The 14,821-nt window shown below is 71.2% G+C and carries 12 protein-coding genes and 1 pseudogene; 4 read left to right on the plus strand and 9 right to left on the minus strand.

The features are described 5' to 3' along the window. Window positions 1-65 precede the first annotated feature (65 nt). Window positions 66-1,058, minus strand: a complete 993-nt coding sequence (gene era / locus OOK38_RS20015) for a GTPase Era (RefSeq protein WP_266758590.1) — start codon at window positions 1,056-1,058, stop codon at window positions 66-68. A gap of 245 nt (window positions 1,059-1,303) precedes the next feature. Here era and OOK38_RS20020 point away from each other — a divergent pair, with 245 nt between their 5' ends. Together OOK38_RS20020 and OOK38_RS20025 are read left to right on the plus strand one after the other, a co-directional pair. Next, window positions 1,304-2,608: an ammonium transporter gene (locus OOK38_RS20020; RefSeq protein ID WP_266758588.1), complete on the plus strand. Its 1,305-nt coding sequence runs from the start codon at window positions 1,304-1,306 to the stop codon at window positions 2,606-2,608. Next, on the plus strand, window positions 2,605-2,943 hold the full coding sequence (locus tag OOK38_RS20025) for a P-II family nitrogen regulator (protein ID WP_266848628.1): 339 nt from the start codon (window positions 2,605-2,607) through the stop codon (window positions 2,941-2,943). The genes OOK38_RS20020 and OOK38_RS20025 overlap by 4 nt, the downstream gene beginning before the upstream one ends. On the opposite strand, the pseudogene OOK38_RS20030 reads toward OOK38_RS20025, so the two are convergent. The 8 genes and pseudogenes from OOK38_RS20030 to OOK38_RS20070 form a co-directional block, all read right to left on the minus strand. Then, window positions 2,840-3,853 (minus strand): annotated as a pseudogene (locus OOK38_RS20030) (DUF916 domain-containing protein); the annotation flags it as partial. The gene OOK38_RS20025 and the pseudogene OOK38_RS20030 sit on opposite strands and share 104 nt — an antisense overlap. A gap of 101 nt (window positions 3,854-3,954) precedes the next feature. Beyond that, window positions 3,955-5,283: a beta-xylosidase gene (locus OOK38_RS20035; protein WP_266758586.1), complete on the minus strand. Its 1,329-nt coding sequence runs from the start codon at window positions 5,281-5,283 to the stop codon at window positions 3,955-3,957. Window positions 5,284-5,508: 225 nt separating this feature from the next. After that, entirely contained in the window at window positions 5,509-5,985 is a 477-nt protein-coding gene (locus OOK38_RS20040; RefSeq protein ID WP_266758584.1) for a hypothetical protein, read from the minus strand. Window positions 5,986-6,824: 839 nt separating this feature from the next. Next, window positions 6,825-7,643, minus strand: coding sequence for a GNAT family N-acetyltransferase (locus OOK38_RS20050; RefSeq protein WP_266758582.1), 819 nt, complete (start codon window positions 7,641-7,643; stop codon window positions 6,825-6,827). A gap of 52 nt (window positions 7,644-7,695) precedes the next feature. After that, a complete protein-coding gene (locus tag OOK38_RS20055; protein ID WP_266758580.1) occupies window positions 7,696-8,958 on the minus strand; it encodes an MFS transporter in 1,263 nt (420 codons plus the stop codon). Further along, a complete protein-coding gene (locus OOK38_RS20060) occupies window positions 8,955-10,271 on the minus strand; it encodes a GH1 family beta-glucosidase (RefSeq protein ID WP_266758578.1) in 1,317 nt (438 codons plus the stop codon). The genes OOK38_RS20055 and OOK38_RS20060 overlap by 4 nt, the downstream gene beginning before the upstream one ends. 104 nt (window positions 10,272-10,375) lie before the next feature. After that, window positions 10,376-10,642 carry a protealysin inhibitor emfourin gene (locus tag OOK38_RS20065; RefSeq protein WP_266758577.1) on the minus strand — a complete coding sequence of 89 codons (267 nt, stop codon included), beginning with the start codon at window positions 10,640-10,642 and terminating at the stop codon, window positions 10,376-10,378. A gap of 76 nt (window positions 10,643-10,718) precedes the next feature. Continuing rightward, window positions 10,719-11,789, minus strand: coding sequence for a M4 family metallopeptidase (locus OOK38_RS20070; protein ID WP_266758575.1), 1,071 nt, complete (start codon window positions 11,787-11,789; stop codon window positions 10,719-10,721). Window positions 11,790-12,109: 320 nt separating this feature from the next. Between OOK38_RS20070 and leuA the strand changes: the two genes are divergently transcribed. Beyond that, on the plus strand, window positions 12,110-13,861 hold the full coding sequence (gene leuA, locus OOK38_RS20075; RefSeq protein ID WP_266758573.1) for a 2-isopropylmalate synthase: 1,752 nt from the start codon (window positions 12,110-12,112) through the stop codon (window positions 13,859-13,861). 185 nt (window positions 13,862-14,046) lie between these two features. Beyond that, window positions 14,047-14,742 carry a TerB family tellurite resistance protein gene (locus OOK38_RS20080; RefSeq protein ID WP_266758571.1) on the plus strand — a complete coding sequence of 232 codons (696 nt, stop codon included), beginning with the start codon at window positions 14,047-14,049 and terminating at the stop codon, window positions 14,740-14,742. Window positions 14,743-14,821 lie beyond the last annotated feature (79 nt).

Here is a 14,821-nt window from a genome sequence, read left to right on the forward strand (position 1 = left end):
ACCCGGCGCGGGCGGTGCGGCCGACGAGGGCGGTGCGGCTGGGGCCGACGGAGGCGGAGGGTCTCTCAGAAGCCGAGCTTGCGCAGCTGCCGGGGGTCCCGCTGCCAGTCCTTGGCGACCTTCACATGGAGGTCGAGGTAGACCGGCGTGCCCAGCAGCGCCTCGATCTGCTTGCGGGACTTGATGCCGACGTCCTTCAGCCGCTTGCCCTTGGGGCCGATGATGATGCCCTTCTGGCTGGGGCGCTCGATGTAGACGAAGGCGTGGATGTCGAGGAGCGGCTTGTCGGCGGGGCGGTCCTCGCGCGGCAGCATCTCCTCGACCACGACGGCGATGGAGTGCGGAAGCTCGTCACGGACGCCCTCCAGGGCGGCCTCGCGGATCAGCTCCGCGATCATGACCTGCTCGGGCTCGTCCGTCAGATCGCCCTCGGGATAGAGGGCGGGCCCCTCCGGCAGCAGCGGGACGATCAGATCGGCCAGCAGACCCACCTGCGAGTCGCCCACCGCCGACACCGGAACGATCTCGGCCCACTCGAAGCCCAGCTCGCGGCCGAGCTGGTCGATCGCGATGAGCTGCTCGGCGAGCGTCTTGCTGTCGACGAGGTCGGTCTTCGTGACGATCGCGATCTTCGGCGTCTTCTTGATCGACGCCAGTTCCTTCGCGATGAAACGGTCACCCGGGCCGAGCTTCTCGTTCGCGGGCAGGCAGAAGCCGATCACGTCGACCTCGGCCCAGGTGGTGCGGACGATGTCGTTGAGCCGCTCGCCCAGCAGGGTGCGCGGTTTGTGCAGGCCAGGGGTGTCGACGAGGATCAGCTGCGCGTCGGGCCGGTGCACGATGCCGCGCACGGTGTGCCGTGTGGTCTGCGGCTGGTTCGCGGTGATCGCCACCTTCTGGCCGACCAGAGCGTTCGTGAGGGTGGACTTGCCCGCGTTGGGGCGGCCCACGAAACAGGCGAAGCCGGCGCGGTGGTTCCCCACTGCCTCGAGGGCGTGCGGGGCGCCCCCGTCCTCGGACGGCTCGGATGACTGGTTGCGAACGCTCATGGCGCCCATTCTCCCTGATCGTCGGGCGCCCGCCGTACCAAGTTGTTCGATACCCGGGAAGCGGGCATTCCGGCACCCGCGAACCGGGCGTACGGGGACGCGCGCACCGGACCTTCCGGCACCGCGCACCGGGCACCCGTTTGTGAGGATTCGGAAATCACGGGGCAATGAAACACGCCGGAAACGTCGGTGAACGCAACCGGAAATGCGAGCCCGTGACGCTCTGACGACGCCCCCACCCCGTTGGAGAGACCGTGACTCTGGCCGCCCGGATCGACACCGGCGACACAGCCTGGCTGCTCGCCGCCACCGCGCTCGTCCTTCTGATGACCCCCGGCCTCGCCCTGTTCTACGGCGGCATGGTCCGCGCGAAGAGCGTCCTCAACATGCTGATGATGAGCTTCGTGTCGATCGCCCTGGTCACGGTGGTGTGGCTGACCGCCGGATACTCCCTCGCGTTCGGCGAGGACGCGTTCGGCGGGCTCATCGGCGGGCTGCGGCACGCGGGGATGGCCGGGCTCGGGCCCGACAGCGTGCAGGGCACCGTCCCCACCCTGCTCTTCGCCACCTTCCAGCTCACCTTCGCGATCATCACCGCCGCGCTGATCAGCGGGGCGATCGCCGACCGGGCGAAGTTCGGGGCGTGGCTCGTCTTCGTGCCCGCCTGGGCACTGCTCGTATACGTTCCCGTCGCGCACTGGGTGTGGGGCCCGGGCGGCTGGATCCGTGACGGTCTCGGCGCCCTCGACTTCGCGGGCGGTATGCCGGTCGAGATCACCTCGGGTGCCTCCGGGCTCGCGCTGTGCCTGGTCCTCGGGCCGCGGCTCGGCTTCAAGAAGGACGCCATGCGGCCGCACAACCTGCCCATGGTGATGCTCGGCGCCGGACTCCTCTGGTTCGGCTGGTTCGGCTTCAACGCCGGGTCCGCCCTCGGGGCCAACGGTCTGGCCGCCGCGGCCTTCCTCAACACCCTCGCCGCCGGATGCACGGGCCTGCTCGGCTGGCTCCTCGTCGAGCAGCGGCGCGACGGCCACCCGACCACACTGGGCGCCGCCTCGGGCGCGGTCGCCGGTCTGGTGGCCATCACCCCGTCCTGCGGGGTGGTGTCCCTGCTGGGCGCGCTCGCCGTCGGGCTCGCCGCCGGTGCCGTCTGCTCGTACGCGGTGAGCTGGAAGTTCCGGCTGAACTACGACGACTCGCTGGACGTCGTCGGCGTCCACTTGGTCGGCGGTGTCATCGGCACGCTGCTCATCGGGGTCTTCGCCGTCCACGAGATGACCGGCGGGGCCGAGGGGCTGCTGTACGGCGGCGGCCTCGGCCAGCTCGGCAGGCAGCTGGTCGGTGTACTGGCCGTCGGGGCGTACGCCTTCGCCGTCACGTACGGACTCGGCAGGCTGATCGACCGGCTCATGGGCCTGCGCGCGGACGAGGAGCACGAGCAGACCGGCCTGGACCTTACGGTGCACGCCGAGAGCGCCTACGATCACGGGGTCCTGGGCCACGGCGCCCCGGTTTCGTCGTCCCCCTCCACCGCGCAGAAGGTAAAGCCCCAGGCATGAAGCTCATCACCGCGATCGTCAAGCCCCACCGACTCGACGAGGTCAAGGACGCCCTTCAGGAAATCGGCGTGCACGGGCTGACCGTCACCGAGGCCAGCGGCTACGGGCGTCAGCGCGGGCACACCGAGGTGTACCGCGGCGCCGAGTACCGGGTCGACCTGGTCCCCAAGGTGCGGATCGAGGTCGTCGTCGAGGACGCGGACGCCGACGCGGTCATCGACGCGGTGGTGAAGGCCGCGCAGACCGGGAAGATCGGGGACGGAAAGGTGTGGTCCGTACCCGTGGAGACGGTCGTACGGGTACGGACGGGCGAACGCGGGCCCGACGCACTCTGATCGTCACCACCGCCGCGGCGAACGCGGCCCCCATCACCACGGCCACCAGCCACGGCAGCGCGAGGAACGACACCTGCGCCGACTCCCGGGTCCCGGGGGCGCTGGCCGTCAACGTCACCTCGCCCCAGTCGAGTTGAGGCGACCCGCGCCAGGGTGCGGTGAGCCGGACCCGCTGGCCAGGGAGCAGTTCCGAGGGGATGTCCGTGAGTCCGCGGGACAGCAGGGTCCGCCCGAAGAGACCCTCTGCCCTCAGACGCACCTTCGGGTTCAGCGTCACGTTGCCCGTGTTGTGGAGGGTGTAGGAGACGGTGGCCGTGGCGGTGCCCGTGCCGGGGACCAGCGGCTGATGGTGGGCGAACCGGACCTTCTCCACGGCCAGCGCGGGAACCGTCGGCCCGCCGACCCGGAGATAGACACGGGCGGCGACGGCTCGTCGCACCCCGACCGCGAGGGAGCTCCCGCCCGTCTCGATCCGTTCGTCGAGCGCCACCAGCGCGCCCGGATGGTCGCCGGGTTCGGCCTTCGCCGGGACCCGGAGCGTGAACGGCACGGTGACCCTGCCGTGCGCCGGCACGGTGACCCGGGAGCGGGCGGGCCGGGCCCACGCCCCCACCCCGCGCTGCTTCTCCTTCAGCGTGCGCACGGCGAACCCGCCGTCGCGGGCGGTGTTGTAGGCGTCGGCCGCGTACAGCCGGAACGTCAGGGCGCGGCCGGTCTTGTTGGCGACGGTGACCTTGTCCCGGAGGGTCTGGCCTGGGTCGGCGGAGAGGTAGAAGTACGGCCGCGCGGCGATGCGCGAGGAGACGGGGTAGACCGACCAGCTGCCGTTGTCGGCCGCGTACGAGGGCGTAGCCAGGAAGGCGAGCACGGCAGGGAACAGGGTCAGGAGGAGGACATACGGCTTGCGCATGGGTGCGGACCCCCGCGGACGGCGTTGAGCGGGACGAGGTGGACGGGCGGGTGCGCGCCCGGCCACCGGGGTGCGGATGGACCGGCAAAGTGGCGGACCGGTCAGCTGAGCGTCAGCGTGAGCACGCCGGAGTAGGAGCCGGGAGGCGTGAACTCCGGTACGTTCAGCGACAGTCCGGCGTCGACGGTGAACTCACCACCGGTGAGCGTCCCGTTGGGGGTGGACGCCAGGGTCGCTCCCGAGGTGCCCACCGTGCCGGACGAGCCGGCCTGGCAGGTGCTCGGGCTGCCGGCCTTCGTGGCGCAGGCCGGGGTCCAGCTCAGGGCACCGGCATCGATCTTCGCGCCGGGGCCGGTGAAGTCGGTGACCTTGCCGGTCAGGGACCAGCCCGCGGGTCCGCCGCGGAAGTCCTTGACCGTCACCGTCCGCAGGGCTCCCGTGGAGGCCCCGCCCTTGCCGAAGTCGACCGCCGACAGCGCGACGGCGTCCCCGGCCTGGGTCATGGACAGGGTTCCCGCCCTCACCGTGGTGGTGAGCTTCTGGCTCCCGTCCGGGACGGGTGTGTCGTCGATGACGACATAGGCGGCGGGACCCGCTCCGGTGTCCGGGTCCCAGCTTCCTCCCTCGTACGCCACCACGCCGGTCGTCGTCTTGTCATGGACGACGAGCGAGCCGCTGAAGGAGCCCTGGGCGTCCGCGGTCACGGTCGCCGTGTCGGCGGTCTGGGTGGCCCCGGACCGTCCGGCGAGGGTGACGGTGGCGCCCGGGGTGAAGTCGCCGCCGGTGACGGTCACGCTGTCACCGGGATTCCCGGAGGCCGAACCGAGCTGGATGGCCCGGGTGTTGGTCTGTCCGCCGCCCGTCGCGGTGACCGTCTCCGACACCGGGGCGGGCGGGGTGATGACCGTGCACGGGGTGTCCAGCTCCATGATGTAGCTGGTGTGGATGTTGTAGTCGCTCGGCGACAGGGTGATCGCGCCGGGCGCGGTGACGGTGAACGTGCCCGTCATGCTGAACGACGGGAAGGCGCCCTTGCCGGGCACCGGGTCGTTCTTCTTGGGACCGGCGACGGTGACGCTTCCGGTCTGCGCCCCGCCGAGCGCGACCTTGCCGGTGGGCGTCATGATGTCCGCCGGCAGCGCGAGGTCGACGGGGTTGCTGGCGGCGGGCTTGACCACCGTGTAGGTCACGGTGACCGTGTCGCCGACCTTGGGACTCGCGTTGTCCACCGTGATCTTCGCGGTGGTGGTGCCGTCGATCGGCGGGATGCCCGCGATCGCCGGCGGGATACAGTGCGTGGCGAAGTCCACGTTCGTGGAAGCGGCTCCGGCCGGGGCGGCCAGCGCACCTCCCGCGGTGACCGCGAGGGCGGTCGCCCCGAGCAGTGCCGCCCAGCGGCGTCTTCGGGTTGTCGGACCCGTGGTTGACATGGTTGTTGCCCCCTCCTGAGGGATGCGGGCGCAGCGGCTCTTCCGCGCCGACAGGGGGCCATTGATGTGCGGGTTGTGTGAGAAGTCAATGGAGTCCCGGAGCACTGACTGATGGCCCATCAGTTTCTGTCATGGTCATCAACCAGGGCTGCCGGTAGGCGAGTTGAGGGGACCCGGTGCCGCTGCGCGCGGGCGGCACCGGCCCTCACGTCATGTCGCGGTCGGTCAGTCGAAGACGAACGGGCCCGGGGACTGCGGCGCGTCGGCCGTGCAGGTGATGGTGATGCCGAAGACCACCATGCTCAGCGAGCCGCCGTAGGTCTCCAGGCTGTCGCCGGAGGCGACGGTGCCGTCCAGGGGGCCCACCGAGACCCCGCCGCCCGCGGCGATGGCGGGGTTCCTCGTGCCGCTGAAGGCGGTGGTCCCGCCGCTCGCGTTCACCAGGGTCAGGGTGGAGCCGACCGAGTTCTCGGAGATGGGGAGCGGGGAGGTGATGGCGGTGGAGCTGAGGGTGATGGTCGCGGCCGTGCCGTCCTGGGTGGCCGTGAGGGTGGCCGCACCGCCGCCACCGAGGGTGCAGGTCGCGTTGATGGTGGCGGTCTGGGGAGTGACGGCCGCGGCGGCCGGCGCGAAGGCCAGACCGGTCGCGGCGAGGGTGCCGGCGGCTAACGCCGCGACGGTTCCGAGTCGCTTGCCTCTCATCGGATTCCCTTCCCTTGTGGGGGAATTGCCATGTGGGGATGGTCGGGACGGGGCCGTCCGCCCTGGGTCCGGGCACACGGGCTCCTCACCTGTGTGCGGTGAGGGTGCGGGGAGACGTGTACGCGGACCGTCCGCGCGTGGGGTGCGGGACGCCGTGCGGCGGCGTGTCTGACGGTCCGTCGGAATGTGCGGTTCCATTGAGGCGCGGGTGGCTCACGATTGCAAGGGAAGCGGACCCTTTCCTTCAACGGTCATGGAAAGTGGCCGAAGTTGGACGCGGGCGCGGGCCGGGAGTGGGCCACGCCCCGGGAGGCCACCGCAGTCCGGCCTCCGGTGCGATGCCTCGGCGTGGACGGTGCCCGGACCCACCTTTGATCTTGGCGAGTGCTCAGCCCTTCAGGGTAGTGAAGGCCGTCTTGGTGCTGTTCTGACCCGCGCCGTCTGCGCGGGTGTGCAGTGTTGCCGTCAGCCCGTGGGGCGCTGCTGGTTTTCGATACATCGCCGACGACGCCCCCGTCACTGTCGTCGACCTTCATCTGATCAACGGCGTCGAGGTGCGGCAGGCCCTGTACGAGCGCACCGACCCGACCCGTGGAACGGCATCGTGTCCACCGCATGCATCCGCCACCACCTGGGCTTCCGCCCCGTGTACCCGTCCCTGTGGACGGTCAGGGATGCCGGGGCGGTGTGACCGGGCGGTCCCATCGGATCGCAGGCTCGCCGACCCCGGTGGACCGCCCGAATCCTCCGGCCCGGCGAGGTCGCTCGGACCGCCCGCACTCGTGGGGTTTGCCCAGGCGTCCGGGCCCGTGGGACCCCGAGGTGCCGGGCCCCTTCACTCAGTCTCCCGGCTCGGCGATCAGGGCCGTGGCCACGGCCCTGAATCCCAGCCGGCCGTAGATGCGGGCCACGTCGTCGTCGCCGGCGGACAGGAACACCGTGTCGACGCCCCGCGTCCGGGCGTCGGTCACCAGTGCGGCGGTCACCGCGAGGGCCAGCCCGCGGCGGCGGGCGGCGGGCAGGGTGCCGACGCCCGCGACCTCGCTCACCCCACCGACGGGCAGATGCATCCCGGAGCAGAGGACCACGCCGTCCTCGACGGCCGCGGCGACCACCGTGCGGCCCGCGCGGACGCGCTCCGCCGCGGCGGGCAGCTCCCCGGCCCGGGCGGTGATCTCGGCGGCCAGTTCGGCGGGCCCGGCAGGGCCGGGGGCCGTGCCCGGAGCCGCGAACGCCAGGTGCGGAACCGCCAGCGCGCCGGCCAGGGACGGGTCGTCGGGGCCGAGCACCCGGACCAGGGGGTGCGGCGCCGGGAGGGAGCTGTCCGGGCCGTCGTCCTCCCGGACCATCAGGGGGTGCGCGTGCACCCGCAGTCCCGTCGCCTCGACGGTCTCCCGCAGGCCGGGTGTCACCTCGGCCACCCACTCGAACGCCTCCGGCACCCCGAGCTCGCGCTGCCGGGCCCGTACCCGGTCGACGTCCTCGGCGGTCGCGGGAGGGCCCGTCCAGTCCGGTGTGGGGCGCGCGTAGTACGGCCAGCCCGGGGACTCCCGGACGAAGAGGGTGAGCGGACCGAAGTCCTCGGCCCGCGCGGCGGCACGCGGTACCGCGTTGTAGTACTGCTCCAGCCGGCCCAGCGACGAGTTCACGATGGTCATGCCGCCATCCAAGACGACCGCCCCGGCGGAGTCACCCGATTTCGGGGCCGCCTCAGTCCACCCCCTTGATCCGCCCCACCAGCACCGCCCCCGCGAGACCGATCACCGCCGCGACCAGGTACAGCACCCGGTACCCGCCCAGGTACGTCACGATCGGTGCCGCCAGTACGGGAGCGGCGACCTGGGGGAGGGCGTTGGCGATGTTGATGACGCCGAGATCCTTGCCGCGGTCGAGTGCCCTGGGCAGGACATCGGTCATCAGGGCGAAGTCGACGGAGGTGAAGACGCCGAAGCCGACGCCGAGGACGGCCGCGGCCACGATCGCGCCGGGCCAGGTCTGCCACCCGGCCAGCGCCGCCGTGGCCACCGCCATCAGGACGCCGGACCAGATCACGAACGGCTTGCGGCGGCCCAGCCGGTCCGACCACACCCCGCCCACCACGACGGTGGCGAGCAGCGTGACCCCGTTCACCGCCGTGAGGATCAGCACACCCTGCTCGGGGTCGTCGTGGTGCAGCCGGTCCCGCAGGTAGTAGAGCAGGTACAGGAGCACGAGGGCGTTGCTGAGGTTGATGAGGAAACGCGTCAGCCAGGCCCACGCCAGGTCGGGGTGCTCGCGCGGGCTCAGCCGGAACGAGGCGAGGAAGGCACGCCAGGACCAGGGCGGGCGGGCCGACTCCGGCAACCGCAGGTCCTCGTAGCGGAGCACGTACGGCAGGACGCCCACCAGGGTGAACACCGCGCACGCCGCGTACCCGCCACCGGTGCCTCCGGCCATCGTCGCGAGTCCCGTCCCGCCGACCACGCCGAGGATCTGCGCGGCGCCCAGCCAGCCGCCCACGGAACCGCGTTGCAGCCGCGGCACCCGGTCGGGGACGGCCGCCGTCACCGCGGCGAACGCGGCGTTCAGGGTCAGCTGGACCAGGCACCAGCCCGCCGCCATGGTCCACACGCCGCCCGCCCCCGCGAGGAGCAGCAGGGACAGCGCGCCGCCGGCCGCTCCGGCCACGATCCACGGCGTACGGCGGCCCCGGCGCGCGGTCGTCCGGTCGGAGAGGGCGCCGAAGAGAGGGTTGGCCACCAGCGAGACGACCGCGCCCGCGCCCGTGACCCAGGCCAGCACGGCTTCCTTGGACAGGCCGGTGCCGGGCGCGAAGTCCTCCGCCTGGGAGGCGAGCAGGATCTGCAACGGGCCGTACCAGCCCACCCAGATCGCCCCGTTGGCGAGCGACAGCGCCGAGGTCCAGCCCCGGCCGACCCGCTCGACGGGCTCGGCGAGGGCCGCCGCGGGTATGACCGGGTCGGCGGCGGTCATCTCTGCGCCCGCAGGGCGTCCCGCAGCCAGCCGTACGAGGCCTTCGGGGTCCGTTCCAGCGTGTCGTAGTCGACGTGGACGAGGCCGAAGCGGCGCGCGTACCCCTCCGCCCACTCGAAGTTGTCCATCAGCGACCAGACGAAGTAGCCGCGTACGTCGACGCCCCGCTCCAACGCCCGGTGCAGCGCCCGGACATGACCGTCCAGGAAGGCGATCCGCTCCTGGTCGTCGATACCGTCGTACGAGCAGCCGTTCTCGGTGATGACGACGGGCGGGAGCCGGTCGCCGTAGCGCTCGTGGAATCCGACCAGCAGCTCGGTGAGCGCCTCGGGCACCACCGGCCAGCCGAAGTCCGTGACCGGGTATCCCTCCAGTTCCCGCACGGTGAAGGGCAGTTCGGCGGGCAGGGTGAGTCCGCTGAACTCGATCTCCGCGCCCTCGGGGGCGCCCACCTTGGTCGGCTGGTAGTAGTTGATCCCGTACCAGTCGACCGGCTCGCCGATGATCTTCAGGTCCGACTCGACGTCGCCGGGCATCAACTCGCCGATGCCTTCGGGGTACCGGCCGAGCAGGACGGGATCGGCGAAGAGGCGGTTGAGCAGGAGGTCGTAGAAGTCGGCCGCCTCCACGTCCTCGGTACGGTCCGAGGCCGCCCAGGTCGGGCCGTGCGAGTTGGCGATCCCGATGTCGCCGGCGCCGGCCGCGCGCAGGGCCCGTACGGCGAGACCGTGGGCGAGGAGCTGGTGGTGCGCCACCGGCAGCGCGTCGAACAGGAGCTGCTTGCCGGGTGCGTGCGCGCCGAGCGCGTGGCCCAGCAGGGTGTGTTCGGCGGGTTCGTTGAGGGTGATCCACTTCTTCACGCGGTCGCCGAGGCGCGCGGCGACGACCGCGGCGTACTCGGCGAACCGCTCGGCGGTGTCCCGGTTCAGCCAGTCCAGTTCCACCGGCAGGTCCCAGTGGAAGAGGGTCGGCAGCGGCCGGATGCCGGCAGCGCACAGGGCGTCGACCAGGCGGTCGTAGAAGTCGAGGCCGCCGGGGGAGTTCACCCGGGGCCAGGAGACGGAGAAGCGGTACGCGTCCACGCCGAGGCCGGCCAGGAGTGCCACGTCCTCCGGGTAGCGGTGGAAGTGGTCGCAGGCCACCGCCGCCGTGGAGCCGTCCTTGACGTGCCCGGGCCCGGCGGTGAAGGTGTCCCACACCGAGGGGGCGCGTTCGTCCGCGGCCCCCTCGATCTGGTGGGCCGAGGTGGACACGCCCCAGAGGAAGCCGGGCGGGAACTGCGGGAGGGGGTTCGTCGCCATGCGCGCGATCATCTGTACCGGCGGTAACGGAAGTCAACGGTTCGACGTGAACCCGCTGCTCCCCGGCTTCCGCCCTCCCCGCCGCCGCGTCCCCGGAGCCCGGCGGCCGGACCGTTCTAGGCGCCTTCCTTCAGCACCCGTGAGATCAGCTCGCGCTGGTCCTCCGTCAGTCTCGGGTCGGCGGCGTGGACGGTCCTCCCGTCCACGGTGATCCGATAGCTGAAGCCGTCCGGGACGCCGGCCGGGGGCGTGCCCCGGCCGGCGGCGAACGCCCGCTCGGCCAGGGCGTGCCACTCGGCGGCGTCGGGCCGTCCCGAGGTGTCCACCTCGCCATGACGCTCGATGCCTGCGAACCCGCCCGTGCGCCTCACCTGAATACGCATGGGTCCTGTCTAGTACGAGTCGGGCACCGGGGCCATGCGCCCGGGGCCATGTGGCCAGGACCTGCCGTGCCCGGGGTCACGCGGCCGGGACCCCGACCTGCTCCCAGGCCTTCGTCACGGCCAGCAGTTCCTCGCCCTCGCTGAACCGGGACCGCGCCGCGGCGAGCGTGAGCCGCGCGAAGTCCGAGAAGAGGGCCTGCTGGGGCAGCTCCCCGCCGGTGAGGACGTCGTACCAGATCTGCCCGGCCCGTTCCCACGCGTGGCCGCCGAGGGCCTGGGCGACGAGATAGAAGGCGTGGTTGGGGATGCCGGAGTTGATGTGGACGCCGCCGTTGTCCCGGCCGGTGCGGACATAGCCGTCCATCGTCCCGGGCTGCGGGTCCTTGCCGAGGACGTCGTCGTCGTACGCCGTGCCCGGCTCCTTCATGGAGCGCAGGGCGGTGCCGGTGATCCGCGGGGCGAGCAGCCCGGCGCCGATCAGCCAGTCGGCCTCGGCGGCGGTCTGGCCGAGTGTGTACTGCTTGATCAGCGAGCCGAAGACGTCCGACATGGACTCGTTCAGGGCACCCGGCTGGCCGAAGTAGGTGAGGTTCGCCGTGTACTGCGTGACGCCGTGGGTCAGCTCGTGGCCGATGACGTCGACCGGGATGGTGAAGTCGAGGAAGATCTCGCCGTCACCGTCGCCGAACACCATCTGCTCGCCGTTCCAGAAGGCGTTGTTGTAGTTCGCGTCGAAGTGCACGGTGGCGTCGAGCGGCAGGCCCTCGCCGTTGATCGAGGTGCGCCCGAACGCCTTCAGATAGAGCTCGAAGGTCGCGCCGAGGCCGGCGTACGCGCGGTTGACCGTCGCGTCCTTGCCCGGCTTGTCGCCCTCGCCGCGGACCTTCCTGCCGGGGAGGTCCTGGCGGTGGCGGGCGTCGTAGATCGTCCGGTGCGGCTTCTGCTCGGCGGTCTCCGCGGGCGCGGCCACGGCGGGCGCGCCGATGACGGTGGTCAGCCGCCGGTGGGTGCGCTCGTACGCGTCGCGCTCCAGGGTCTGGCGCGCGGGACCGGAGAGCGCCGGGTCCTCGTGCCGGGCGAGCTTGTCGAGGACATGGGGCGGCACGATGGTGCAGTGAACGGGCTCGAAGCCCCCGTTGGTCTTCATGCCCGGCACCCTTGCACTGAGTGATGTCGATGTCACTACGTGCAACCATGATTGGTGAAATGCGGAGATAAGGAGGCCGGGATTCCGCCCGGAAGTGGTATGGCGCACTTTTTGTCCTTTTCGGGGGGTGCGATCCCGCATACTGATACAGCCCTCCGGACGGAGCGCGGCTCGGCTACGCTGCGGAGCATCATGCGTTTCGGGCTGCTTCTCCTTAGCTGCCGCGGCGAGGGCCTGTAGTCGAGGCCGACCCCCTCCCCGCGGAGTCTGGCGTTGCGCCGTCGGCCGTCCTTTCGGACATCCTGAGGAGCCCACGCATCATGGCGAACAGCCAGAGCAGCCAGCAGACCCGTGTCAACCGTCAGCGGCCCACGTCGATGCCGGTCCACAAGTACGGCCGGTACGACCAGGTCGACATCCCCGACCGCGACTGGCCGAACAACCGGATCACCGTCGCCCCCCGCTGGCTCTCGACCGACCTGCGTGACGGCAACCAGGCCCTGATCGACCCCATGTCGCCCGCGCGCAAGCGTGAGATGTTCGACCTGCTGGTGAAGATGGGCTACAAGGAGATCGAGGTCGGCTTCCCGGCGTCGGGCCAGACGGACTTCGACTTCGTCCGCTCGATCATCGAGGACGAGACCGCGATCCCGGACGACGTCACGATCTCCGTACTGACCCAGGCCCGCGAGGACCTGATCGAGCGGACCGTCGAGTCGCTGAAGGGCGCCAAGCGCGCCAACGTGCACCTGTACAACGCGACCGCCCCGGTCTTCCGCCGTGTCGTCTTCCGCGGCTCCAAGGACGACATCAAGCAGATCGCCGTCGACGGCACGCGCCTGGTCGTCGAGTACGCGGAGAAGCTGCTGGGCCCCGAGACCGAGTTCGGCTACCAGTACAGCCCCGAGATCTTCACCGACACCGAGCTGGACTTCGCCCTGGAGGTCTGCGAGGCGGTCATGGACGTCTGGCAGCCCGGCCCGGGCCGCGAGATCATCCTCAACCTGCCCGCCACGGTGGAGCGTTCGACCCCCTCCACGCACGCGGACCGCTTCGAGTGGATGGGCCGTCACCTGTCCCGCCGCGAGTACGTCTGCCTGTCGATCCACCCCCACAACGACCGCGGTACGGCCGTCGCCGCCGCCGAGCTGGCGCTGATGGCCGGCGCCGACCGTGTCGAGGGCTGCCTGTTCGGCCAGGGCGAGCGCACCGGCAACGTCGACCTGGTCACCCTGGGCATGAACCTGTTCTCGCAGGGCGTCGACCCGCAGATCGACTTCTCCGACATCGACGAGATCCGCCGTACGTGGGAGTACTGCAACCAGATGGAGGTCCACGCGCGCCACCCGTACGTGGGCGACCTGGTCTACACGTCCTTCTCCGGCTCCCACCAGGACGCCATCAAGAAGGGCTTCGACGCGATGGAGGCCGACGCGGCCGCCAGGGGCGTCACCGTCGACGACATCGAGTGGGCCGTCCCGTACCTGCCCATCGACCCGAAGGACGTCGGCCGCTCCTACGAGGCCGTCATCCGCGTCAACTCGCAGTCGGGCAAGGGCGGTATCGCGTACGTCCTGAAGAACGACCACAAGCTGGACCTGCCGCGCCGGATGCAGATCGAGTTCTCGAAGATCATCCAGGCCAAGACGGACGCCGAGGGCGGCGAGGTCACGCCGAAGGACATCTGGGCGGCCTTCCAGGACGAGTTCCTGCCCAACCCCGGAAACCCGTGGGGCCGTATCCAGGTCAGGACCGGCCAGTCCACCACGGACAAGGACGGCGTCGACACCCTGACCGTCGAGGCCACGGTCGACGGCACGGACACCGTCCTGAGCGGCACCGGCAACGGACCGATCTCCGCCTTCTTCGACGCCCTGCAGTCCATCGGCGTCGACGTACGCCTGCTGGACTACCAGGAGCACACGATGAGCGAGGGTGCCTCCGCGCAGGCCGCCTCGTACATCGAATGCGCGATCGGCGACAAGGTTCTGTGGGGAATCGGCATCGACGCGAATACGACACGCGCCTCGCTGAAGGCCGTCGTCTCCGCCGTCAACCGCGCGGCCCGCTGACCTCGTTCACCTGGTTCTTTCCGGCCCCGTCCGCCTTCCGAGGCGGGCGGGGCCCGGTCGTATACCGGCCAATCCATGTGCAGGTCACGAGCAGGTCTCGTCCTGGGTACTGACTCAGCCTCAACAATGTGGCTAACATCACGCCAGCACGGCGATGTTGCCGTGGCATTACGGAGGTGTGCGACGTGCTGCCAGGATGGGGACGAAACGGTCGTGCAGTTCAGGTTCCCCGCATCCTGGGCACCCGTACGGCATGGAACACGGTCGGCGACGGTGAGTTCTTCTGCCCCGGCTGCGGAGGCGACCGCAATTACCAACGGCTGGCCGGCCGCCGCCGCTTCACCCTTCTGGGCGTTCCCGTGATTCCGCGCGGCGAGACCGGGCCCGTCGTCGAATGCGCCGCCTGCCGACGCCACTACGGCGCCGACGTCCTGGACCACCCCACCACCACCCGCTTCTCCGCGATGCTCCGCGACGCCGTCCACACCGTCGCCCTCGCGGTCCTCGCGGCGGGCGGCGGCTGCGCCCGCTCGTCCCTGGAGACCGCCGCCGCGGCCGTCCGCTCGGCCGGCTTCGACGACTGCACGGAGGACCAGCTCGGCGCCCTCGTCGAGGCACTCGCCGCCGACACGGGCCGCTTCTTCGGCGAGCCCTGCGGAGCGAGCCTGGCCATAGAGCTCCACGAGGCCCTGGACCCGCTGGCCCCGCACCTCGCCCCGGCCGGCCGCGAGGCGATCCTCCTCCAGGGCGCCCGCATCGCCCTCGCCGACGGGCCGTACACCCCCGCCGAACGGGACGTCCTGGCCACTGTGGGCGCGGCCCTGACGATCTGCTCGGACGACGTGACCCGCCTCCTGGCGACGGCACGGACGCCGTCGTAGGCCCGCTCCACCCCGTCGCGCCGTTACTCCCCAGGGAGTAGTCCGGCCCCCGGGCCACCCCTCGCAGTACCCCCGAACT

The sequence above is a fragment of the Streptomyces sp. NBC_00568 genome, assembly GCF_026341855.1.
Classification (GTDB): Bacteria; Actinomycetota; Actinomycetes; order Streptomycetales; family Streptomycetaceae; genus Streptomyces.